At 57.3% G+C, this 22,606-nt stretch carries 19 protein-coding genes; 9 read left to right on the top strand and 10 right to left on the bottom strand.

The window, feature by feature from the left end; all coding sequences use genetic code 11:
- Positions 1-216: 216 nt before the first annotated feature.
- Genes qatD through qatA form a run of 4 tightly spaced genes read right to left on the bottom strand, consistent with a single transcriptional unit; the run spans position 217 to position 5,175 of the window.
- Positions 217-984: a Qat anti-phage system TatD family nuclease QatD gene (gene qatD / locus ACZ445_RS14215; protein WP_464708507.1), complete on the bottom strand. Its 768-nt coding sequence runs from the start codon at positions 982-984 to the stop codon at positions 217-219.
- Complete coding sequence (qatC, locus tag ACZ445_RS14210; protein WP_464708506.1) at positions 981-2,357, bottom strand: Qat anti-phage system QueC-like protein QatC; 1,377 nt, start codon at positions 2,355-2,357, stop codon at positions 981-983. The genes qatD and qatC overlap by 4 nt, the downstream gene beginning before the upstream one ends.
- Entirely contained in the window at positions 2,354-3,217 is an 864-nt protein-coding gene (qatB, locus tag ACZ445_RS14205; protein WP_464708505.1) for a Qat anti-phage system associated protein QatB, read from the bottom strand. Before qatB ends, qatC begins: the two co-directional genes overlap by 4 nt.
- An 8-nt stretch (positions 3,218-3,225) precedes the next feature.
- Positions 3,226-5,175, bottom strand: coding sequence for a Qat anti-phage system ATPase QatA (gene qatA / locus ACZ445_RS14200; RefSeq protein WP_464708504.1), 1,950 nt, complete (start codon positions 5,173-5,175; stop codon positions 3,226-3,228).
- 440 nt (positions 5,176-5,615) lie between these two features.
- Here qatA and ACZ445_RS14195 point away from each other — a divergent pair, with 440 nt between their 5' ends.
- From ACZ445_RS14195 to ACZ445_RS14160, 8 genes are all read left to right on the top strand, one after another.
- Positions 5,616-5,900 (top strand): transposase, encoded by a 285-nt coding sequence (locus tag ACZ445_RS14195; protein WP_464708503.1) that lies wholly within the window; start codon positions 5,616-5,618, stop codon positions 5,898-5,900.
- A 536-nt stretch (positions 5,901-6,436) separates the two neighbouring features.
- Complete coding sequence (locus ACZ445_RS14190; protein ID WP_464708502.1) at positions 6,437-7,282, top strand: GTPase domain-containing protein; 846 nt, start codon at positions 6,437-6,439, stop codon at positions 7,280-7,282.
- Between the two features lie 25 nt (positions 7,283-7,307).
- Positions 7,308-7,769 (top strand): hypothetical protein, encoded by a 462-nt coding sequence (locus ACZ445_RS14185; RefSeq protein WP_464708501.1) that lies wholly within the window; start codon positions 7,308-7,310, stop codon positions 7,767-7,769.
- Positions 7,766-9,619, top strand: coding sequence for a dynamin family protein (locus tag ACZ445_RS14180; RefSeq protein WP_464708500.1), 1,854 nt, complete (start codon positions 7,766-7,768; stop codon positions 9,617-9,619). The genes ACZ445_RS14185 and ACZ445_RS14180 overlap by 4 nt, the downstream gene beginning before the upstream one ends.
- A complete protein-coding gene (locus tag ACZ445_RS14175; protein ID WP_464708499.1) occupies positions 9,606-11,231 on the top strand; it encodes a GTPase in 1,626 nt (541 codons plus the stop codon). The genes ACZ445_RS14180 and ACZ445_RS14175 overlap by 14 nt, the downstream gene beginning before the upstream one ends.
- A gap of 331 nt (positions 11,232-11,562) precedes the next feature.
- Positions 11,563-13,065: a hypothetical protein gene (locus ACZ445_RS14170; protein ID WP_464708498.1), complete on the top strand. Its 1,503-nt coding sequence runs from the start codon at positions 11,563-11,565 to the stop codon at positions 13,063-13,065.
- A complete protein-coding gene (locus ACZ445_RS14165) occupies positions 13,062-13,682 on the top strand; it encodes a nucleoside/nucleotide kinase family protein (protein WP_464708496.1) in 621 nt (206 codons plus the stop codon). The genes ACZ445_RS14170 and ACZ445_RS14165 overlap by 4 nt, the downstream gene beginning before the upstream one ends.
- Positions 13,683-14,543: 861 nt before the next feature.
- Positions 14,544-15,323 (top strand): HNH endonuclease, encoded by a 780-nt coding sequence (locus ACZ445_RS14160; RefSeq protein WP_464708494.1) that lies wholly within the window; start codon positions 14,544-14,546, stop codon positions 15,321-15,323.
- A gap of 400 nt (positions 15,324-15,723) precedes the next feature.
- On the opposite strand, the gene ACZ445_RS14155 is transcribed toward ACZ445_RS14160, so the two are convergent.
- The 6 genes from ACZ445_RS14155 to ACZ445_RS14130 all read right to left on the bottom strand — a co-directional run bounded on the left by ACZ445_RS14155 (position 15,724) and on the right by ACZ445_RS14130 (position 20,732).
- A complete protein-coding gene (locus ACZ445_RS14155; RefSeq protein ID WP_464708493.1) occupies positions 15,724-16,308 on the bottom strand; it encodes a plasmid pRiA4b ORF-3 family protein in 585 nt (194 codons plus the stop codon).
- 3 nt (positions 16,309-16,311) lie between these two features.
- The gene (gene tnpC, locus ACZ445_RS14150) at positions 16,312-17,817 is read right to left on the bottom strand and encodes an IS66 family transposase (protein WP_464708492.1); all 1,506 of its coding nucleotides are present in this window, start codon (positions 17,815-17,817) and stop codon (positions 16,312-16,314) included.
- A 35-nt stretch (positions 17,818-17,852) separates the two neighbouring features.
- The gene (gene tnpB / locus ACZ445_RS14145; RefSeq protein ID WP_464708490.1) at positions 17,853-18,197 is read right to left on the bottom strand and encodes an IS66 family insertion sequence element accessory protein TnpB; all 345 of its coding nucleotides are present in this window, start codon (positions 18,195-18,197) and stop codon (positions 17,853-17,855) included.
- The gene (gene tnpA / locus ACZ445_RS14140) at positions 18,194-18,580 is read right to left on the bottom strand and encodes an IS66-like element accessory protein TnpA (RefSeq protein WP_464708489.1); all 387 of its coding nucleotides are present in this window, start codon (positions 18,578-18,580) and stop codon (positions 18,194-18,196) included. The genes tnpB and tnpA overlap by 4 nt, the downstream gene beginning before the upstream one ends.
- 591 nt (positions 18,581-19,171) lie before the next feature.
- Entirely contained in the window at positions 19,172-19,921 is a 750-nt protein-coding gene (locus tag ACZ445_RS14135) for a hypothetical protein (RefSeq protein WP_416736003.1), read from the bottom strand.
- Positions 19,922-20,048: 127 nt separating this feature from the next.
- Positions 20,049-20,732 (bottom strand): VRR-NUC domain-containing protein, encoded by a 684-nt coding sequence (locus ACZ445_RS14130; protein WP_416736002.1) that lies wholly within the window; start codon positions 20,730-20,732, stop codon positions 20,049-20,051.
- A gap of 877 nt (positions 20,733-21,609) precedes the next feature.
- On the opposite strand from ACZ445_RS14130, the gene ACZ445_RS14125 reads away from it, so the two are divergent.
- Positions 21,610-22,377, top strand: coding sequence for a DUF6602 domain-containing protein (locus tag ACZ445_RS14125; protein ID WP_464708487.1), 768 nt, complete (start codon positions 21,610-21,612; stop codon positions 22,375-22,377).
- The last annotated feature ends 229 nt before the right edge of the window (positions 22,378-22,606 follow it).

Here is a 22,606-nt window from a genome sequence, read left to right as displayed (position 1 = left end):
CCTGACCGGGTGCGTGGAGAAAAACTCAGCATCCTGCTTCAGTACAGCGACAAATCCTCTGGAGGGTCTGGGCAGGAGAACACTGCTGATTAGATTCTCAGTTTTCAGGCGGCGAGTTTCGCGCGTCGAAGCGCAACTCCTCGGAGTGAAGACCGGATCGTAGTAAAACGAGCTCGTAGACCTGGACGCTGCCTGGCAAGGCATTCAAACCTGATACTAGGTGCGTACTAGATCTCGCAGATTACTGATGATTTGGGCTGCAGCTTGCTCTGGCGATTGCTCTCGAAGCAGCGCCAGCGCCTGTACCGTTTTTGGGATATCGGTAGCAGGCCTGGTTGGTCGTCCCTCGCTTTGCACGAACGGGCCATCTGTCTCGGTGAGAAGCCGGTCAGACGGTAGCAAGGCGACGAGGTTGCGGTGCTTGGCAGAGGTCAGCATCTGCGAGTTGATCGAAAAATAGCATCCAAGCTCCACAGCCCTCCTAGCTTCACTGGCGGAGCCGGTAAACCAGTGGAGCACCACCGTCCCCCGGTCAGTCGGAAGCAGGCGCTCGATATGGGATAGCACCTTTCCAACACTCCGTACGCTGTGGACGGTGAGAATCTTCCCGCCCTGCTCCGAGCAAGCCTCGAGCACCCTCTTGAAGACCCGTTCCTGCGCCTCAAAGCTCCGATAGAATTGGGGCCCGGCATCAAGCCCTATCTCTCCAACGTATCGAGTCTCCTCAAGCAGGCGCTCCAATAGCGGCAGCTCCGATTCACGCTCGGCCACCAGTTGGGGATGTAGCCCCAATGCCACCCGGACATGCCGAGACGATGCAGCAAGCTCACGATTGCGCCGCCATGCTTTCGGTGTAGTGGTCACGGCCAAGGTAGCGACCCCTGCCTGATCGCACTCCACGATGAGACGCTCGTGATCGGGATAGAGGTCAAGGTGGCAGTGGAAATCCACCCACTTTGGAGTCGAGCTCTTCTGCGGTTTCATAGTGGTATGGCTGTCACACCCTCGAGGTAATCGTCGACTTCCAGCAGCCCATCTCGATAAACCTGTTCGAAGTCATCTAAGCTGTCAGGATGGTCGATCAAAGGTCCGGGCTCATGAATTGCGAACTTGGCGCGGTCTGGAGCACGTTTGAGGCGCGCGATGGCCAGCTGAAAAGAGCGCACATGTTCGCCATCAGATTTGTTCGTGTCCAGCGCTTGCGCATGTAGATCCGGGATGACATATCGGGTTTGATCCGGCCCGCACCCACGACGAATTGCTGCCCGCCTGATAATGCAGGGGACGCAGAACCCGCAGTGCTTGGGTGATCGATTCGAGGGGTCAGGATTGTACCTTGCCTTTCCTGGCGAGGAGCACGACATTGTGAGATGCACATGATCCGCTAGGAACTCAGGGTCAGAGCACTGCTCTGCCATTTGGCCCTTGGTGAGATGGCTGAACATGTTGAATAGCCTCGTGCTTAGGCCCAAACGCCCGAAGAGCTCATTCACCCGCGCCATGTAGTATGGATGAGTCGTGCGCGTGCTACATGCACCCAGGCGGCGCGGATCCAGGGGAACGTTCAGAGAGATCAGGCCATTTTCAGGCACATGGATGGTGATCGAATCGCCGATCGCTTCCGCGGCCATGGCCGCCAGCGCGAAGAACAGGAATGAGCGCGCTCGAAGCGTATCTTCACTACCACCACCCTCCACGAGATCGTGCGGGAACCCGACACGGGCCTGGACGTGGTTGATCGACGTCTCGGAAAACCTCTCCTGCAGCGCTGCCCGGCAGTCGTTCTGATAGGTACTGGTGCTGTTGGTGTCCCAGTAATGGCTCACAAGCAATGGTTTGCCGCCGCCACTGAATAGATTGATCGCCCCAATGAAGCTGTCCATCCCCCCTGAGAACAGGCAGACGCTGTCCGACTCATCTGTTCTCAAGCTCTCCGGAGCGGGAGATAGCTCATCGATATCTGTGGGTCGCTCGCGGAAGACCAGGCGCCAGCGATCACCAGTGAGGAATTTCAAGGTCGAGGCCAGCAAGTCGGACGTTGCTGTCCATACTGCGGGTTCTGCGACGGGGACGTAGAGGTCGATCTCCCTCGTCCAGGAATTCTCCGATTCGGTGTCTCGTGAGATTCTGGTGTCCGCCGCGGTAAGGGTCGCCGCCAGCAGTGCCAGATCAACGGCAGTCTCTCCTGGGCTCAGCCCCAGATCAGCCAATTGCTCAATGGCTTGGCCAATCCCGAACTGCAATCTCCCGTGCCCGTCGAGGAACTGGATATTGGTGATGACACTACCTGACTCCAGCAGCGCTAGATCCTCGTTATCCGTTTCGCCGAGCCGGCAGATAATGCTGTGGTGCCTCATTCCAGCCCCTCCGCTGCAGTCGCGATAAGATCGAACGCCGCCTCATAAATCGCAGACGTGACCTGATTGACCTCTTGGTCTGTGGGCGCCGGCCATTGCTCCAGCCGGTTGGCGAGCTGACCTCGCGTACAACCTGTGATGAACGAACTCAGCTGAGACTGGATGCGTTCAACCGCTTCCACATCATCCGGCATGGTGATGCCCCTACCGCCCAAGTCCGCCATGATCATGCTCTCAATCGAATTCGCTACGAAATCGAGGAAGAAGTTTTGCCGATCAGCTTCAGTCATATCCTGGAAGCTGCCGCTGCCTGCCTCGTCCAGTTCGGCAATCGTGTTCAGTGCAGCCTGGCGCGCAACGCCTTCGTCAATCGCCCCACCAGGCGGGCAAATGAACTCAAGCAGCGCGAGTAGTACCTGGGAGGCCGGTTGCCCTGGAGCCACGGTGAGTTGCAATCGCCGTAGTGTTTCTGATGCGCCGTTGCGCTGAACATCCCCGAAGATACTGAGCAGTTTTGCCGCAGTAGCGCGGGATGTTCCCATGCGCCGCGCACCTCTCGATGGCCCCCCTACGCCTTTACGCACATAGGAAGACAGGGCATTCCCCAAATCGCTGGGGCTTCCAGTTCGGGCGAAACGTGTGAAGCTGCTGCGGGCACCCCGAAGTGAGCCAGTGCCGTCATTGTTTACCGGCCCTGATGGAGATGAGCCTGACTGAGACGGGGTAGAGCCTGGCTGAGATGGATTTGATTGGCCTGGCCCATTCGGTTGAGCGGCCGGGCCGGCTGGTTGTGCTACATCATCAATCCAGGAGGGCACCAAGCCGGAGCTCGGGCCTCCATATCCTTTGGAGGTACCCATATCAATCCTTAAGATTTCCCGCTGAATTCAAGTACACGCTTGGCTGCTTTCTGAAGCGTCTCGTTCTCGACCTGCTGGCTCCAGCCCCTCAGAATCCCTTCAAGCCCCTGGATGGCATTGGTGTCTTTTAAGCTTTCATGCCATGGAGCGGGAGCCCACATGCCAAGCTTGGCCGTGGGCAGAGCCCGGACGAATTCGACTAGACGTTTCTGTAGGGCGGGGCGTTGTTTGACAAGTTCGATCAATCCCGCAACGCCTTTGGGTTGATTCGAATACTCGTCTGCTTGGATTATCCGATCGCGGAGTGCATCAAATACATTCTCGGCATCAACTTCAGCTAATGCAACGATGTCCCTCTTTGTGGCCGCTTGCCGGATCTGCAATGCAGGGCCCATTAGCTTGTCAACGAGCGCCTCGAGATGGCTCACTGCAACCTGCCCCATCAAGGAGCTGCGTTTATCGCGAGTCACGAAGATGTAGGGGCGCAGATCAACACCGATCAGCGCGGGATCGATCGCCGCCCAGTTGCTGATCCAGTCGCTCTTCTCCCAATCGTGCACATCGCCAGAGTTGGCCACAGCCTTTAGCTTCCCAGAGCCTTTCACCTCATCCGACTCTGAGGCGGTTTCCTTTGACTTCTTGGCCCGCTTTTCCAGCTCGGCGATTGCAGGTACCGTACCGTCCGCATCTAGACTCGCGATCCGTGCCAGTTGCTCATAAAAGTCAGGGTGGAAACGCTCAGCCAGCATGATTTTCGCAAGTATCGGACGCCGAATATCCTCAGCAAATCCTCGAGCCTCGGCAATGGCGTGGCGCAGCATCATCGAGTTCAGGAAGCGTTTGATCTGCCGGGGGTTGCCGCGAGTACCTTCACTCAAGATCCGCGCCAGCAAGGCACTGGTATCCAGTGCTTCCTGGACAAAGTCAGGAAGTGGATCGCCGAAAGCGCCAGTAAGCGCTTTGCGGTCGAGGCCGCTGCTTTTCCAGGGCCGGAGCATATCCTTCTGAGCGGCCGTCAAGAGCTTCTTGAGTTGATCGTCATCATTTTTGACGACGCTTTCCAACTGTAGGAGCGTAATGTAACTGCGGGTCTCCGCCAGCCCCAGCGCCGGAATGCGGAACGGTACCTGAATGAGCTTTTCGAGGTAGTTACGCGCGTAGGTCACTGGCCCTGCCCCTTGTGGCAGGTCTGGGAAGTGCTCACGCACCGCGTACTCGATCATGGCCTCGTCAGCACCGACCACGAATGCTGTCCGGTTTACGAAGAGGAAGAGACGGATGGCCTCAAGCGTGGCGATGGCTGTCTTGGGCAGGCATCGATCAAGGTCATCTACGATGACCACCAGTTGGTCAATGTCTGCAGCCGTCAGAAGTTCTTCGAACTCGGCCCGGAACTTGTGCATGTGCTCGGGGAGCTGCTCAGACTCCTTCTCAGCATCCTTGATGAAGCCACCGGCCCTCTCAGCAAGGCCGGTGAGGCTTTCTATGCTGAGATGGTCGCCCGGGTTGTGCACGAAGGCCGAAATGGACTCCATTGCCCCTTTGAGCTGGTCAATGCTGGGGATGCCGGACAATGCGGTGAACCCGAGACCTCCCGCATGCTTCGCCAGCTTGAACCAATCAATACGTCGCAAGACCTTCTTCGCAGCGTCGGCGACCTTCTTGGAGCCTGGCCGTGCACGCTGCAGTTCATCGACAATGGTCTGGATAACGACAGTTTTCGCGTCCTCAAAGCCTTCGAATGTCCAGCCGTTGAACCAGATACAGCAGACGCGCTCATCAGCGTTGAGTAGTTGCTGAGTCATCTTCAGGACGCTGGATTTACCTGCCCCCCAGTCGCCGTGCACGCCAATAGTGACCGGGGTTCCCCGAGATTCATCAAGCAGGCGCTTTACCGTTTTGGCAATGGGGGCGTAATACAGCAGGTCAGTGGCTGTTTCCTGGTCATTCAGGAACATGTAAAGAACTCCGTTTCTAGCATTTGAGATCCAATCTCGGGGGTGACCAGCGGAAAGCTGCCGCTCTCCCTTCAGATTATGGGCATCAATAGGTGTCCGCGAGTAGGCCAAAGTCGGCGCATTGATGTCAATACGCCATTTGAGGGAAGATGAACTGCCCGACTTATGCGCGAGCTGGCTGGAGCCATTAAAGGGCGTACTTTTCAAGAGACGGTGGCAGCGCGCCTTGCCAGCGAAGCATCGGCAAGTAGACATTGCGCCATACACTGACGTAACGAGGTGCTAAGGCAAAAACTCGATTTTCTAAGCTAATTAGCTCGTAGAAAATCGCAATCACCTCAAAGCTAATCTATATAAGCGTACAGTGAATCCGTCTACCGTTCTCCCAAATCAAGGGCGACGGTATCCGCCTATTGTTAAGCGGACGCGGTAGCCCTTAAATGCGCCTACGAAGCTCTTACTCCAAGTCTTTCAAAGCCCAAGTTGTCCAGGAGTGCCTGCAACCCGGCGCCTCCATCTCCAGCGTGGCCATCCGTCACGGCATCAATGCCAACGTGATCCGTACTCTCCTTCCAGAGCAAATGTGGAGTTCCACTGCGAGCCAACCCGAACCAGCCTGGTCTTCTGTCAGAAATCGCCATTCGCGATCGCTCGCACATCCGCTGCGATTGGGGGCAAAACTGGGGGCATATTTCAGATTTTTAGAGCTAAAAATGCCGTCCTAGAGCCCAGTCCAAATGTTTTTTGGCGACCCTGAGAGTCTTTAGGCGCTTCGCGCATGCTTGTTAGCTGATCATTTCTGCCTTTTTCTAGCCTCGAATAGCCATTTACTTCCAGTTAATTGCTACATTTGGGGCATATTTGAGGGCATGCTTTGGATGGCCTGAAAACGATGCCCCCAATCTGAGGTCCAACACTCTCCCTCTCAAAAGCTCACCCGCTGCGGTTCCCAAACATCACAGAGTGAAAGTAGGTCGATAAGATGCTCTCCTCTGCTCAAGTACGTGAACATCCGAGCGATACCTCCTGTGCAATCAGTGTCGCAGGTGTAGCTTGCCAAGCTGAACTCAGACATCACTACGACGCTTTTCAAAGCGCTGCCAGAACGTCGGCAACTCACACGTAGGATGCTGGAGTTCGGGTGCCAGTGGCATGATTGCCCCATGCAGAGCCTGCGCTAGGCCGACTAGCGGCCAGTTGCCAGTTAGTCGTCTCATCGCCATGCTATGCAGCAAACGGGATCCAATACATGGAGCGAAAGGTGACGGACGACAACTTGCTGATCCAGCTTTCCCAGCAACACCCTGACTTCTGCCGCCTGCGCTCGGAGCTGGAAGAGGCAAAAAGCCTTGGCCCGGCACCTCGGATTGTCGTATGCGGACTGATGAATGCGGGCAAGAGCGCACTGCTCAACGGCCTTACCGGGCACATTGAAACGGAAGCCTTTGAAACCAAGGAAATACGGGCAACCACCCAATTACAGACGTTAGAACATGAGGGACGCCTCTATCTAGATACCCCGGGAATCGATGCCTGCGAGGAGGATGATCGACTCGCGTGGTTAGGCCTGGCCAATGCCGATGTCATTTTGTTCGTGCACAACTTGCGTACCGCCACGCTTGAACAAATCGAAACGGCCTTCTTGTACGAACTCAAGCGCCGTCGCCCGGATCTGGAGCGCCATCTGGTGGTGGTTCTAACCCATGTCGAAAGCGTCACCCAGCGGGAAGTCAGCGAGCAAGCGATCGGCAAGATCCTGCAGTCGCTGTTCGGGACTGTGCCAGCCACCTTCGCAACTTCGTTCACCACCTTGCGCAACGGGGTGCGCAAGGGCAGCGCCAAGCTGTGCGAACTGAGCGGTTTCGACCCTCTGCGCGAGCATCTGCAGGCGCATCCGGGGCTGTTTGAACGGGGCCTGAACAAACAGCGCGCCGAGCGCGACGAGCACCGCCGCGACGCCTTGGAGTATATCCTCGACCAAGAAATTGCCCAGCGCAGAAAGCGTTTGGTCAAGCTCGAGGGCAAGCAGGCCGCTCAGTTGGCGCAACTGCAGAGCAGTGTCGAACGACTCTTCGACTCGGTCAGCCATGGCTTGGCGCGCGACTGATCGATTCCACGCAAGGAGATTCAATATGTGGTGGCTACTGATACCCGTGATCGGCACCGTTGTCGCAGCGGTGGTCAATTCCGACAGTGAAAAGGAAGAAGCCGAACGCCAGGCTCGCGCCAAATCGCGCGAACAGGCCGAAGCGCGCGCGCGCAAACGAGACAGGGATGACGCCCAGACGCAGCGTAATCAACGGCTCACTAAGGACATCGACGCACAGCTAAGCGAGTTGATGACCTCGCACAAGGCCGACCTCATACTTTCAGGCAAAAGCCACGCCGGCGTGAGCATAGAAAGCCTCCGTGCGTTTGTCGCCAGCCCACCTTTAGCCACAGCGCAAGGCCAACTCAAGGCCTTGCACCTGCTGGCACCGAATACCCGATTCAGCCCTCAATGGCTAGAGCGCGAGTGCCAGGCCAAAGCCCTGCGCGCTGAAATGCAAGGCCTCAAACGCTTGAAACGACAACTTCTGGACAGATCGCTATGACCTGCATTCCCGCCAACCGCAGCGAACTGCTGCAAGTCTTTGCTCAGGTCGCGCAAGGGTTCAGCGATGTGCAACGCCAAGTCGAGGCACGCGAAGCGCGTCTTAAGCATGCTCTGGATGCACTGGAGCAGATTCGCACAACTTCGCCCTGGAGCCGCTCTGGGCTGGCTCCCGACCACCCCTTCCTGACCTTTGCCAAGGCCTGCCAGAACAATCTGGATGAGCGCTTCGATACCTGGATCAAGAACGTCAGGGCCTACGAACGCAACACGCAGTTTCGCAGCAAATTCGGCGACTCTCTGCTGGTGTTTGTTTTCGGCAAGGTCAAGGCTGGCAAGTCTTCGCTGGGCAATTACCTGGCTTACGGCCGCACCGAACCCGATGCGCAACTGATCGCCCGGGCGCAGCCCAAGCCTGAGTTTTTCAGCGAAACGTCCACGCAGTTGTGCGAACAGGCCAGCGATGCGCAAATCCGCGAAAACGGCTGTTTCGGCGTCGATGTCGTGGAAGCCACCAGTGCCATCCAAGGCTTTCGCCTGCCAGGGCTGACCTGGGTCGATTCGCCTGGGCTACATTCGGTCAACGCGGGCAACGGCGAGCTGACCAAAGACTACGTCGATGCCGCCGACCTGGTGGTGTTCCTCAGCAAATCTGAAAGCCCAGGCCGGCGCTCAGACCTGGACGAGGCCAGGGCGCTGTTGCAAAGGGACAAGAATATGCTCGTGGTGCTCACCGGCAGCGACGAAAATGACGTGGACGTGAATGACGACGGTGAGGTCGTCGAGACGCTGATCATGAAAAGCGACAGCGCACGCCAGCTGCAAATCGGCTACTTCATCCAGGCCTTGCGCGAATTCGCTCCCGACTGTTCGCTGGATGATCTCAAGGTTCAGTCCATCTCCTCCTGCTACGCCGAGCAAGGCCCCGCTGAAGAACAGCAAGAGCGCTGGCAAGCCAGCGGCCTGGGCGACTTTGCGGGAGAGATCGGTCGCCTTGCGGTTGCCGAAGGCCTGCAGATCAAGCAGCAAGTGCCGTCGAAGAATCTGCAAGCCTTCTGCCGCCAGTTGCGCGAGTCGATTGGTTTACAGCAGGCGCTGTTGAGTGAGCTTCAGAGCGAACTAGCCAAAGCGCGCAAAGAGCTGAAAAACAACACCGAACGAGTGCTCTCCCAACTACAGCAGCGCCTGCCCATGGAGATCGACAAGCTGGCCGATCAATACGCGCTGAACGACCAAGGATTTTCAGACGCGTGCTGGGTACTGTTCGACCGCCAATTCGCTGAGTGCGCCGGAGCACTGTGCGAGCCCATCGGACAGAAGTTCGAAGATCTGGGCCACACCGCGCAGAGCGTGGCGCCAGCTGACAAGGCGCTACCGGGATTTGCAGCGCGTAAGCGCAGCGTCAGCTACCAATCGCGGCGCAACGAAGGCATCGGCAAGGCCGGAGGCGGCGGGCTCGGCGGTTGGGGTGGAGCTGAGGCCGGTGCCGCCTTTGGTACGTTGCTAGCGCCGGGAGCCGGAACCATCATCTTCGGGCTCATCGGTGCAGCCCTCGGGGGCTGGATGGGCGCCAAGGCCGGCGGGGCCGCAGGCGGCCATTTCGATGAGACGACCGAGTTCGAAATCATCGTCGGCGACAACCGTGACGAAGTTTCTCTGTCTACGCGCGAACACTTCATCGACTACGCCAAAGAGCGCCTCAAGCAGCTCTACCTCCAGCTCGATGCGCTGTGCTTCGTCGATGTATCGACCTGGCTGTCGAGCCTCAGCCAGGCCCTGCAAAACCTGGACGATCTCGCTGCGCAACAGATCAACGACATTAGCAAGGAACTCGATCATGGCCCTGCCTGATTTCACTCGCGTACTCGCCACCTACGACAACGTCAATGCTCCACTCCAGCGCTGGTTGCCAGCCGAACGTGTCAGCGAGTTGGGCAAGCTTTTGCACAGCCGAGCAGCACGTGTGCGTGCGCAGATCATGGTTTATGGGCTCTACAACGCGGGCAAGAGCACGCTGCTCAACGCCCTGATGGGCCGTGCCGAAGCGCCCATGGCCGACCACCCGGAAACCTCGGTGGTGGCCGAATATCCTTGGCAGGGATACGTGCTCCTGGACACGCCGGGGATCGATGCACCGATCACGCATGAGCAAGTTGCTACGCAACAATTGCAGGACAGCGAAGTGGTGCTGTTCGTGGTGGCCGCTGGCGGCACGATCGACGAGGCCGCCACCTGGGAACGCTTGGTGAAAATTGTTGGCTCCGGGCGCCGAGTGATGCTGGTCGTCAACAACAAGGCCGGCGTGCAGCACGACAGCCGCGACTTCTTCAGCATCAACGACAACCTGCGCAAGTATCTGCAGAACGCCGCCCTCCCCTATGGTATTGACGATATCCTGGAGCAAGTGCCGATTCACTGGGTAAATGCCAAGGCGGCCCTGCGCGGCCGGGTGGAAAGCAAGGAGCCGCTGGTGGAGTTCAGTGGCATCCTCGAACTGGAACAGGCGCTAAGCGATTTCCTTGCCAGCAGTGACCGTGGCGTGATGTTCAAAACCTGCCACAAAGACCTGCAAGAAGCCATTGAACTGGCCCTGATGCGCCTGCATCAGGCTGGCGGCAATGAGCAGGCGCAGGCACTGGACAAAGCCCGCCTGCAGATCGACAGCGAACGTGACCGGCTGCAGAGCGTGCTGCGTCATCACCTCGACAGCCGCTGCGTACGCGCCAAGTCGAGTGTCGTAGCGCTGATCAACGATGCACACCGGCAACCCGCTGAACAGGCTGAGCAGGCCATGGAAGACGGCGCCTCAAAAGTCATCGCAGTGCTGACCGCCGACATGATGACCGCCCTCAATAACGAGTTGCCGGCCACCCAACGCAAACTTGAAGACATTGGCCAGACGTTGGCCGACAGCGCCTTCGGTGCTGCTCACGCTTGCGTGAATGGCGTGAATCGCGAGGGCAACGGCAGTGACGACAGTGGGCTGTCGCCAGCGCTCAAGGACGCCATGCGCAAGATGCCCATGGGTGACCTGAAAACGATGACAGAGCAAGGAGTGAAGAAAGCGCTGGAGCTGGGCAAAGAGCTGCTGCCCACTTTGTTCAAGGGGATCGGCAAAAAGACCATGGAGCGTTGGGCCGCTATGGCAGGACGCTGGGCTGGCCCGCTGCTACAGGCAGGGATGGCCATCTACGGTATCTACAAGGCCATCAGCAGTGAAAAGGCCGAAAAGGCCGCGCTGGATCGCCAGACTAAGGCAGTCGAGGATGCGGCCAGTACCTTTGTCGAAGACTTGCGCCAAGCCTATCTGAACCAGATTGCTCTGGTGATTGAGGAAGTCTTCAAGCCGATCGATGAATGGATGGTGACCCAGCGCGCGCTGCTCGTGCAGAGCGGGCAAGAACAGACGCGAGACCAGCATTTGTTCGAAGAAGCCCTGCTGGCACTACGTCAAGCGTATTGACTCGGTAAAGGGGCGCGTACAGACGACTCGGGTAGCCTGGGCGGGATCTCAGGCTCACAGCTCCCTCCTCAGCATTATCCGTTTGATGCCGATAGCAACTAATACCAAGGATTTTGTCACCGGCTAGACGGTGGTGCCCTCACACAACTAGAACAGGAGTTGAGCCCCGCTAAGGGGTCATCAGGTATCTATGGATCAGACTAGAACAATCGCCAGTCCTACCAGCCCGGCTTGGACGCACGAAAACCCCTACCTTGATGTGCTCGCCCCTCGCTTCTTTGAGAATACTGACAGTTGTGACTGGGCCGACCTTCCTCGCCGGGTAGTTCGCATGTTCACCGATGTTGAGCGTCGGCACGCCTCTGACGCTGAGGCATTCGCCCTAGGTGAGCAGCTCCACCAGCTCTTGAGCGACGGTGCGTTTCTGCCCAATTCACCAGTGATGATGAACAGTGAGCACCAGAGCTCTGCAAATCTATTCGCCTGTCACGTATTGGCCCCGCCGCTAGACGCAGAGGCCATGGCTGTTGCTGGTAGGATTCATGATGGTTGCGGAGGTATCGGATACGACCTGACATCGGTTGCCGATCCTGTGGCCATGACGCGGTTCATTGAAAACCAGACAGCGGCGCTGAATCCTAATCGCAAGCGCAAGGCACATAGCGCAGTCACACTCCACGTTGACCATCCGCTTGTCAGCCACTTCATCGACATGAGCAGTTCCTTGGAGATAACTCATACCAATGTCGAGTTGGACGGAGCTTTTTTCGCGGCCCTGGATCAGCAACAGCCGAATGCGGTAGCAATCTGGCAATCCGTGTGCTCTTCGATCTACGACACTGGGCGGCCAGCAATTGCATTTGGCGAGCACAAGTCACTGCGGTCGCCCAATGGTGAGCGCCTGATCCTGAACGTCTGCGGGGAGTCATTGCTGCGGGAAAACGAGTCGTCTTTGATTGGCTCGTTAAACGCTTCTCGCTTTGTCACCCGAGGCGTATTCGATGCTGATCGGTTCAAGGCCGCGGTTGAGATAGGCGTTCGATGCCTCGACAACCTCCACGACATTCAGGACCACGCTTCGGCGACCGTCGGTGAACGGTGCATGCAGAGCCGCAAGATCGGGCTCAGTGTTATGGGCTTCGCCGATGCGCTTCTGATGATGGGAATACGGTATGGGAGCTCGGAATCGCTGGATTTCGCTGCCTCTATCATGGGCCTGGTGCAGGCTACCGCCAAGGCTACTAGCGAAGCATTGGCTTCTACCCGCGGTAGCTGTGACCCTACCCTACTTCGAGTCGGCGAGCCGCTGCGCCGAAATGCTTCGCTGATGGCGATCGCCGCAAACGGGACCCTCAGCTTACTCGGTAACGTATCAGGCGGTATCGAACCTCTTTTCAGCTATGTTTCCCGCCAGACCGTCGAGGGTCGCGTGATTAACCAGGTTCAACCCACGCTCCGCCGACTACTACGCGAGCACGGCTTGTCTGAATCCATGATCGATGAAATTGCCATGTCTTTGATGAATGGTGCTCAGCCTGAGGATCTCAAGCTGATACCGAGCAAAATCAGCCAAGCGATGGTGCGCGCGCACGATCTGAGTCCGGCCGACCATATTCGTACCCAAGCTACCTTTCAGTCATTCATTGATGGAGGCATCTCAAAAACGATTAACCTGCCGGCCAACAGTACAATAAATGACATCGCGGTGGCCATTCTTGAGGCCCGTGCCAGTGGCTGTGTGGGTATCTCGCTTTACAGAGACGGCAGTATCAGCGGACAACCTTCCCAAATGGCTGGTGCGAAGCCTGAGGAGTCAGGGGAGGTTGCCACTTGACGGTTCCATTCTTTGTTTCTTTTGACGGTCCGAAGGCTACCGGCAAGACCACAGTTCTTAATGCGGTTGCCGAGCGATTACGCGCCTGCGGCACGCACCAGGTAATCCAGCTGTGTGAAAAGGAACTCGATCCCTATCGACCCGAAACCTTGGAGATGATCAAGTCGCTTACGGCCAACCCGAGCGCTGACTTGGAGCTTCTGATTTGTGAGCGTCTTGCCGATGGCCGAGCCTGGATCTCAAGCAATGTAGTGTTGCAGCAAACGGATAACGCGGTTGTTCTTATCGACCGTTGGTATCCGTCAGACGCTGCGTTTCGACGACTCGTTAATTTTCCGGACATTCTTAGGATGAACCTCGATCGCAGCGTGGTGACGCCAGACCTGCACGTGGGCGTTCTAGCACCACCGAAAATATCATGGGAGCGGGCTGCCGGTCGCGCCAGGGGCCTAAGTAGTGTGGTAATCAAGAATTACAGCGAGCACGAAGCCTGCTCCGCGGCATTCGAACGTGCTGTAGAGGGGTATGGATGGTTTACCTGCCAAAACGTGGGCACCGTCGAAGTCTCGGCTGACCTTGTTGTCAGCGCGATAGCTGCTGGTAGATCGCGTTCCTAGCCAAACTAAAATTCGAGCTGCTGGAACCTACGATCCTACCAGTTGGAATGCCGGCGAATTGCTGTGAAGCGCCCGTGACTTCGTAGACACCTCCAATCCAAGCAGACTAATTAAGCGGATGCAAATATTGGGTCGAACACAGCCGATCGGAGTTGCTGCTCTCGACCGAGAGCGGATTAGCTTGTCCTTAATGAGCCCTGCACCAACAATTCAAGAGCAGGGCTTGATCGTCCGCCTGGCAACAGAGCGGCAAAGCCAGGAGCTCCATGCCTTTGAGCAAGGTGTAAAGGCACGATACCTCAACAGCCTGGTTGAGAAAGGGCTGGGAACCACCATCGAGGGTGGCTGGAAGCTCACCCAAAGACGCCAAGTGCGGTGCACCAGCATCTACTGAGTCCGGGCTGAGCGGAATGCTCAGCCTGAGACGAACCGACCGTGTCGCGGTGATTCAGTGGATCTGGAAACAACAGTAGGCACACCCTCCCCGTTGACCGATACTTCCGTCACCACACACTGTTGCACTCCGAGTGCGGTGACGGAATACTGGTGACAACCCCAAGTAGGCGCCCACCTGAAATCTCCAAGCGAAGGCCGCTCAAGCCCTTCCCTCGGCCGCGAGAGCGCCTTCACGGCTACCTCGAGTGGGTAAATCACGTTCGATCCTTTGACCAGTACCTGCAGGTCGACATCGAGCAACTGCGCCAGCAACGGTTCAACGCTTGGCTACATGACGGGCTTACCCTGACATTACCCTTTCTGGATGATGACTCCCCGCGCCCCCAACTCGCGCTTCACGACCCTGGGCCACGCGTCTACGGTCCCTCGCCGGCTGAAGCACCGCGATACCTCTATGCGCTGGAGGTGACAGATCTACTGGAGTTCACTGAAGAGGACATAGCTGCCGCCTGGGTCTACAGAACAGAGTCTTGTGGCTCTGTGGAGGCCGCGGCGGAGCTCTACGCGCTCTACCGTCTCGTCACCGGTACCGACGACTATTACGCCGGCGAAACCGCTTACCTTTGGCACCCAGAGGTCGTAGCGTTGTTCCGTGACATGGAAGAACAAAGGCCGGCTTCACTGACTGATCTAGTTGATGACGCCGCGCTTGACCTTGACGCCGGCGGCGCTGGCGCGAACCTGTACGACCTGCACGCAGTTCGGGAGCTGGGCATCGACGCGCTGCGACAAGCTTGGGATAACCGTCCTGACAGCTTCGCCTCACTTGAAGCCGCGGCGGAAACGCTGGCCATCCTCCGCGCCCTGAAGACCGAATCGACGACCAAACCTAGCTACAGGGCGATGCTCTCCCACGAGCTAGTGATTGACCTATCCAATGCGCTTCCTCTAGAGAATCCTGGCGCGGGATCCCTGACAGCTCTCCTGCCTTCACGGGAGCTCGAGCTGCTGCATGCCGATCGGCGGACGATGCGCGCACAGGTTTCTGTCGTGAGGACTGGCCAGACGAATTTCCGCGAAGGCGTGATTACGCGATATGGCGGGAGGTGCTGCATCAGCGGCTGCGACATCAGCGCCCTGGTCGAGGCCGCACACGTCATCCCGTACAGGGGCGATCAGTCGAATGATGTGAGCAATGGACTATTGCTTCGGGTAGACCTGCATAGCTGTTCGACGCGCACCTAGTGTCGATCAATCCGGAAACCCTCGAGGTGGTGGTCGCTAACTCCATCGATGACCCTATGTACAGGGCCTATCATGGGATACGACTGTTCAGTTTCACGCCCAGGCCCTGGCTGTTGTTCCTCGAAACACACTACCGTGCTTTTAAGGCACTGGCACGCTAACCAGGGTCGGGCTAGCCGAACCACTTGAAGGATGCCGGGCTTCGCTGCACGCGCGGCCAGCCTGGCCGAAGAGGCTGGGCTCACAAAAACCTGTTTTCACTGGTCCGAATTTGCAGGCGCGGAGGCAGACCTGCCCTCAATGCGCCGGCTGGTCTCTTCGTCGGCAGCGTCCCCAACGTTAGAGACCTGGACCTGGATCTATCTGAGTCGTAACCGTACGCCCCACACCCTATTGCTGATCAGCCCTTCACCTGCTTCTTCAACCATTGATTAGTCCAATCGCAGTCAAATGCCGTCGGATCAAACCCATCATCCCCATACCACTCTGACATCGCTTCATGCTCGGGATGATTCGGATCGGCCAACGCCGCCAGAAAATCTTCATACCCAGGCACACCGCCAACATCTTCCGGCGGACGCCTGTTGGCCCCGTCAATGCAGCACGGCACTTGCGGGAAAATAATCGCAGGCAAGGTTTTCTCGACTTTAATCCTCAGCTCCCAGTTGTCACCGAAGTCATAGACATAACGAAACGTCTTCTTCCCGTACAACACACTGATCAGCTTTTTACGCTGCTCTGAAATCACCGGCGGGCCCCAGTCAGGATCAGGAACGCCATAACTCTCACCATCAATTTCAAACTCATGCAGGTGGCTGTCGCTCCAGCCAAACACCGCCTGGATTACCTGATGCAATTTGCTCAACGTGATGTTCTCAGGCACTGCAACCCGTCGCCAAATTGAAGGCTTTATCCATTTAAATTCGATGTGCAGTATCAGGACTTGGTCGGTTTTAACCACTGACAGGTGAGATTTTTTTGGCATGGATCAAACAGCCTCGCAGTGTTCGAGAGGGTTAAGAGATACGTTCCAGGGCAGCAGTTCTTCCACCCGGTTGATTGGATGGTCGGCGATTCGCTCCAGCACGTGGGTCAAGTAGGCTTGCGGGTTCAGGTCGTTGAGTTTGGCTGAGCCTACCAGGCTGTAAATAGCAGCAGCCCGTTCTCCACCGGCATCGGAACCGACGAACAGGTAGTTTTTCCTGCCCAAAGCAACGGCGCGCAGCGCTCGTTCGGCAGCGTTGTTGTCGATCTCAATTCGCCCGTCATCGCAGTAGCGCACCAACGCCTGCCACCGATTGAGGGCATAGAGAATCGCACCACCCAATGCCGATTTTTTCGACACCTGAGTCAGCGTCTGATTGAGCCACGCGTACAACTGCTCCAGCAGAGGACTGGCTCGGCTTTGCCGAGCCGCTTTTCGTCGGTCGGGCGGCTGGCCGCGAACTTCACGTTCAATGGCATACAGCACTGCGATTCGTTGCAGCACTTCGGCGGCCAGCGGCGAGGACTGGTCTTTGTACACGTCGTAAAACTTGCGCCTAGCGTGAGCCCAGCATGCCGCTTCCTGAACAACGCCCGAGCTATAGAGCTGAGCAAAACCCGCGTAGCCGTCGGCTTGCAAGATCCCGCTGAAATCTTTGAGGTGCGCACGGGGATGTTGCCCCTTGCGATCCGGCGAGTAAGCAAACCACACCGCCGCTGGCGTCGCGTAACCGGCAGGACGGTCGTCGCGAACATACGTCCACAGGCGCGCCGTTTTGGTTTTGCCGGTGCCAGGAGCGAGTGCGCCAATCGGAGTGTCGTCGGCGTGGACTTTGTGGCCGCTCATGACGTGGGACTTGAGCGCATTGACCAACGGCCTGAGCAATTGGCTGCTTTGGCCGACCCAGTCGGCCAAGGTCGAGCGCTCCAGATCTACGCCCTCGCGGGCGTAGATTTCTGACTGCCGATACAAAGGAAGATGGTCAACGAACTTGGAAACCAATACATGGGCCAATAGTCCAGGGCCTGCAAGGCCCCGAGCTATCGGGCGGCTCGGCGCAGGCGCTTGAGCGATGTGCTCGCGGCAACGACAAACCAGCTTGGGTCGAACGTGGCGAATCACCTTGAAACGCGCCGGGACGTACTCCAGCACCTCAGATACGTCTTCCCCCAACTGGCGAAGCGTCCCACCACAACCGGCGCATTGTGGATCGGGTTGATGGACATGAATTTCGCGGGGGAGATGCTCGGGCAATGGCTTGCGACGGGAAACGGTGCGCGGTGCGGGCTCAGTGACTGACGTCACTTCAGCCTGACTGACCTCCAGTTCTTCAAGGTTCAGTTGGAGCTGATCGATCATCGCGTCCAATTGCTCGGAACTGCGGCCGAACTGCGTGCGCCGCAACTTGGCGATCATCATTTTCAGGCGCTCAATCTCTGCCCGCTGGGCAGAGACCAGGGCCTTTAAGGCGTGAAGATCATTCGGCAAGGCGTCGGTCATGTGAGTCATGGCCGAATGTTACTAAGGATTTTCAGCGCGTAAAGTCAGACCGCGAGGACGGGCGCTGTACGAATTGGCCTGCGCCAATCAATGCCTTCCAACAGCATCGATAACTGCGCCGCTGTTAGCGATACGCTACCGCTGGTTGCCTGGGGCCAGACGAAACGGCCTTGTTCCAGGCGTTTGCAGAATAGGCACAAACCGTCGCCGTCCCACCACAGCAATTTGATGCGGTCACCACGTCTTCCACGAAAGGCAAAGATCTGGCCGGAGAACGGATCGGCTTCCAGCTGTGTTTGCACCAGCGCCGCTAAACCGTCGAAGCCGCGGCGCATGTCGGTGACGCCAGCGGCGATCCAGATGCGGGTTCCTGCGGCTGGGGCAATCATCGCAGCAACTGCTGCAAGGAGAGTTGCAAGGTCTGAGGATCCGGCTTGCCGGTGATCCGTAGTTTGGCTTTTCCTACTTCTATAAGTATCTCGCAAGGGCATTCTGGCGGCAGCGGCGCTGGCGGCGGCAATTCGATAGGCGCTTCGATCACCTCGACTGGCAGCAAATTTGCGGTCTGGCTGACCGGGCCAAACGCCCCGTCCTGATATTGCTGTCGCCAACGAAAGACCATGTTGGCATTAACGTCGTGTTCGCGAGCGATCAACGACACGGAGGCGCCGGGCCGGTAAGAGGCCTCGACGACTTTGCGTTTGAATGCGGGTGGGAAGTTTGGCCGGCGGCCAGGGCAACGAGGAGGTGCTGTGTCCAAAGTAGTGTCCACTAAAAATGGTGTCCACTATCTTGGCGAATTTGGAGAGATGTCAGGAGAGGGTGTTGGCCGGACGGTTACTCTGAGTCTGTTCATGGGAGAGGATGTGCGTGCCAGCACGATGAAGGCCTACCATTAAGGTGGCGGTCATCACTGAGAAGAGTATGACGATGACATCGGTGGCGGGCTGTACGCTGCCGGCGAGGAAGAACTGATTGTGCTAGTCCTGCAGGCGGCACTCAATGAAGTGGCTAGGGCGAGGGCCGGAGAGCTGTGCAAGCGGCTTGGAGCTGCCCATGAACCAGCGAGCCAGGAGTGCCCCTTCTAGGCATTATCACCGTTGAGCGAAGGCCTGTCGCTATCTGGGTGATATGGCTGCGACACCCGAGGTGTGGGCAAAGCCCATTGAACTCTCACGAGGTTCGAGGATGTTGCGGAGTACGTCACAGTTAGTTGGGGCGACGTCAGCCCCGCCGCTATTTGTCGTTCGCCTTGCGGTAGACCCAAACCACGCACGCGCCCCCCAGAATCATTAGCCCCAATAGATCGCGACGAAAGGAATAGATGGCTTGACTGGAGACAGAGTCCGACCAGGCTTCGTGACTAATCCGACTGAGTGAACTGACGTTTTTCAACAATATCGCTTGCTTGCCTGACCACATGCACAAAATTCCAATCCTGCGGATCTTCCCCTTGGGCAAGGCGGGTGACCCTGGATTGCTCGTCCTTTGGAATTCGATCACCCCAAACGGACTCTACGAGCAATCCTTTTTTCCTAAGGCCACGCGCCTTCACGAATCGCTCATCATCGGCAATCTCGATGGCCAAAGCCTCGAACACTGACTCCAGCTTCGCAGCATCGGCTGCGACCTGAGCCGCAAACCTGTCTTGGTGCCCTTCGATGAACTCGCCCAGGTAGTCGGTCAACTCATCGTACCAGTCGCCATCCAACACGCAGAGCCTGGCCAGGCCATGGACCGAGTAGGCGTACCTCAGTCGGTGGACGAACCCTTCCCTGGACTTGAACGCTTCAGGCAGAACCTCAAGGCATTCATCGATGGTCGGCCTGAGCGCATTCTTACGATTGAGCGAGGTCTCCCGCCCGCCGGCGTTGATTATCTCGATACTGATCGTCGTTCGTGCATCGAAGTGATGTTGGGAGTAAAAAATCAAGGCGGGGCGATCGAGTGATATCGCTGCAGCCATCGCTGCCGGATCGAGCAGCACAAAGCATCCTTCCGAAAAGCTGACTAGCTCAGCCTCAATCATGGCCACGCCCACACTGCCGGCGGAATCAAGCAAGGGCTTGGCTAGCTGCTCAAGATCATCTGGCACTACTGATTTGTTGCTCATTGGGCCTCCTGCTCGAGCATATTGCTTGTTGGTACCACTTAGCCCTTCTTCCACCTGTAGATTGAAGCATGGGCTTGCACCGCCCCTACCGCACAGTGCACCGGTTCGACGCTGGCGGGGGAACGCCCTACTTGCTCTTGATCGCGGTAAGGCGCACGACCTCGCAGTCAAAGCCCATCGGCTTCCCAATGTCGGTTGCAAACCGGATCTGGGTATCGAGGAGCCTGTCATTGGTCTTCACCTCTACAAACTTGATTTCGTCGTCAGTGAGCACCATCAGATCAGGCCAGCCGGCTCGGTAGTCGTATGGCGCGACAGAGAAGACCTCCATGAGATGCGCCAGCTTGTCGTTACCGATTCTCTGGTAGAGATCCAGCATGAACTCATGCCGGACACGTGGGAAATAGTTTCGCAGATGCGCGTTATCCGCCAGTTCAGCAACGTTGCGGGCCAGGGCATTCGGTTTAATGGTCCGGACGGTTTCAACAATCTCAGCGGTGTGCTCGGCCTGGATGGTCATTTGCGCTTCCAGGAACCGAACCACAGCATCGTTTCTGTCGTTGAAGCTGTTGTACTTGGCCAGCGTCTCCAGAGCTGCAGCCTTCAGCAGGAGCAGAGCAGAACCGCCCTCGCAGTAGCTCACCCGCGCTCCCGCGTCGGCATACGTCTGACCAACGATTTCCTCCGGCAGTCCAGGCGGCCCACCATCGATCGACCAACTGCGTTTGTCATGCTTGCGAGCGGACAGGTCGGTGATCTTCCAACCGATGCTTTCACACTGTTGAGCCAGGGTTGCCTTAGGTGCCTTCATGACGGGTTCCGCTTCCATCTGAGTTTTTAAGGTGCTGAGTCAGCGCGGGAAATGATGCGCAGTAGAGACACTGCGGCCGAGGGGCGCACTCGCCCAAGACAAGGTTTCAACCACTGTCCTGCGCTCGTTCGGGCCGGCAGTCAGGGAGTGGATCATAGGCATATTCGACTGCCTGATCCATCAGGCCAAAGGCAAAAGCACAGGCAAAAAGTCAGCCACGTGTGGACCAAAAACTATGCCTGTGCGGGGTTCTGATACGCCAGAACACACCTGAAAATGGGCTCTACCCACTTCTCAGGAGAGCTTCACATGGGCGCCACCGTATCCACCAAGAAGCTAGTCGCAGCCTTCCGCAACCGGCCGGCGAACCACGCTAGGTACTGTTCGAGCAAACCTATTCGAAAAATTTTTAACCACTACAGCTCCGGCTGTCTGTACAGCGGTTCACGGCCAACTCGCCGAATTTCTCGGACATCGGCGACAGCAGTTGAGAATCATTGCTGGTCGGTAACCACGACCGTATCAGGCAGGATGTAGAACACAAGGTTCACAAGCAGTCGCATTACCCCGCGAAGGTAGTTGTACATGGCCGGTCTTTGCGCATCAGTCGGGGTATCGAATGCTTCAGTCGTAACCTCAATGACGCCGGCTGCTGCCAGCAACAGCGCCGGTAGCGCAAAAAACCTAGCTGCTTCCAATTGCTCCGCACAGGCGAGGCTGGTAGTTTTTTGGGTTACAAGGGTGTTACTGCTCGAACCCAGGCATCATGGACTGCTGTGCAGGGTCATAGTCCCACTGCCCTGCCCAGGTATGTCAAACTGTCGTGGATGTCGCCAGTGCCCGCGCCTCCTGCGGGCCGACAAGGACGCCGCACAGTATGAGCAGATACTTCGATCACCTAGCTGACCAGTTGGCCAGTAAAATTAGTCAGGCCAAGGTGTACATCACCAAGCACAACCCCTCAACGGGAGCGTTGGCTGAAGCCGTGCTGCGTGAGTTCCTCCAGGAACACCTGCCTGGCCAAGTGAGAGCGGAACAAGGCTTCATACTGAGCCCAGATGGTGGGCTCTCAAAACAATGTGACATTCTGATCTATGACGCCCATCGATACGCCCCTTTCTATCGAGCTGGCGCAGTCGTGGTGGTCCCGGTGGAAGCGGTAATCGCCGTGATCGAAGTGAAAACCTCCATCAACAAGCGCGCCTTCGAGGAGGTGATCAAATACTTCGAGGCGTTCGACTCCGTGAGAGGGACCTATCGTACCTACCTATTTATGTTCAACGCGCCACAGATGGGGACCCTGTCCAGCTGGTTCCATTGCTATCCGCATCCGGACGGCAGGACCGAGTTCGATCACGATACTTTCTGTCGTCTACCGGATGAGATCACGGGCCTTGATTCTTCCTACCATCTGAAGAAAGACATGGTGATCGATCGCAGGGATGGCATGGGGTACCTGTCCTACTTCTACCATGACCAGGAAGGTACTGCGATCAACGCATTGGAACTGTTCTACCTCTCGGTTTATAGCGCCGTCGAAGACTACGTCCAGTCACAGATGCCCTCAGAGCTGGCGCCGCGAGCCGCCTACCACCGCAACAAAATCTCAAAACAGATCGAGGCCATTGACCTGTTCCCTATGTGACCATGACCAGGAAGGGATGCGCCGAGCCCAGGCAATGTCAATGAATGACTACCTACCCGAGAGCAGATAGATACGAAACCTTCACTATTGGAGATAAGTTGAGCAATAGATCCTCTCCAAGGCGCTCGAGCAACCACAGCGGGTGGGTGGGCGGCATTACGAGACTGGTTGCTGCCGGGCCTGGAATCGATTACAAGACCGCTTCCTAGACCGCCCGGAACTGGCACGA

The organism is Pseudomonas allii (assembly GCF_055380095.1).
The sequence above is the reverse complement of the archived record's forward strand: the minus strand, read 5'-3'. Positions and strand labels throughout refer to the sequence as shown.

Bases quoted from the DNA above. Each gene is read 5' to 3' on its own strand.
- qatD (WP_464708507.1), bottom strand. From the start codon at position 984: ATGAAACCGCAGAAGAGCTCGACTCCAAAGTGGGTGGATTTCCACTGC.
- qatC (WP_464708506.1), bottom strand. From the start codon at position 2,357: ATGAGGCACCACAGCATTATCTGCCGGCTCGGCGAAACGGATAACGAG.
- qatB (WP_464708505.1), bottom strand. From the start codon at position 3,217: ATGGGTACCTCCAAAGGATATGGAGGCCCGAGCTCCGGCTTGGTGCCC.
- qatA (WP_464708504.1), bottom strand. From the start codon at position 5,175: ATGTTCCTGAATGACCAGGAAACAGCCACTGACCTGCTGTATTACGCC.
- ACZ445_RS14195 (WP_464708503.1), top strand. From the start codon at position 5,616: ATGCGCCTACGAAGCTCTTACTCCAAGTCTTTCAAAGCCCAAGTTGTC.
- ACZ445_RS14185 (WP_464708501.1), top strand. From the start codon at position 7,308: ATGTGGTGGCTACTGATACCCGTGATCGGCACCGTTGTCGCAGCGGTG.
- ACZ445_RS14180 (WP_464708500.1), top strand. From the start codon at position 7,766: ATGACCTGCATTCCCGCCAACCGCAGCGAACTGCTGCAAGTCTTTGCT.
- ACZ445_RS14175 (WP_464708499.1), top strand. From the start codon at position 9,606: ATGGCCCTGCCTGATTTCACTCGCGTACTCGCCACCTACGACAACGTC.
- ACZ445_RS14170 (WP_464708498.1), top strand. From the start codon at position 11,563: ATGTTCACCGATGTTGAGCGTCGGCACGCCTCTGACGCTGAGGCATTC.
- ACZ445_RS14155 (WP_464708493.1), bottom strand. From the start codon at position 16,308: ATGCCAAAAAAATCTCACCTGTCAGTGGTTAAAACCGACCAAGTCCTG.
- tnpC (WP_464708492.1), bottom strand. From the start codon at position 17,817: ATGACTCACATGACCGACGCCTTGCCGAATGATCTTCACGCCTTAAAG.
- tnpB (WP_464708490.1), bottom strand. From the start codon at position 18,197: ATGATTGCCCCAGCCGCAGGAACCCGCATCTGGATCGCCGCTGGCGTC.
- ACZ445_RS14135 (WP_416736003.1), bottom strand. From the start codon at position 19,921: ATGAGCAACAAATCAGTAGTGCCAGATGATCTTGAGCAGCTAGCCAAG.
- ACZ445_RS14130 (WP_416736002.1), bottom strand. From the start codon at position 20,732: ATGAAGGCACCTAAGGCAACCCTGGCTCAACAGTGTGAAAGCATCGGT.
- ACZ445_RS14125 (WP_464708487.1), top strand. From the start codon at position 21,610: ATGAGCAGATACTTCGATCACCTAGCTGACCAGTTGGCCAGTAAAATT.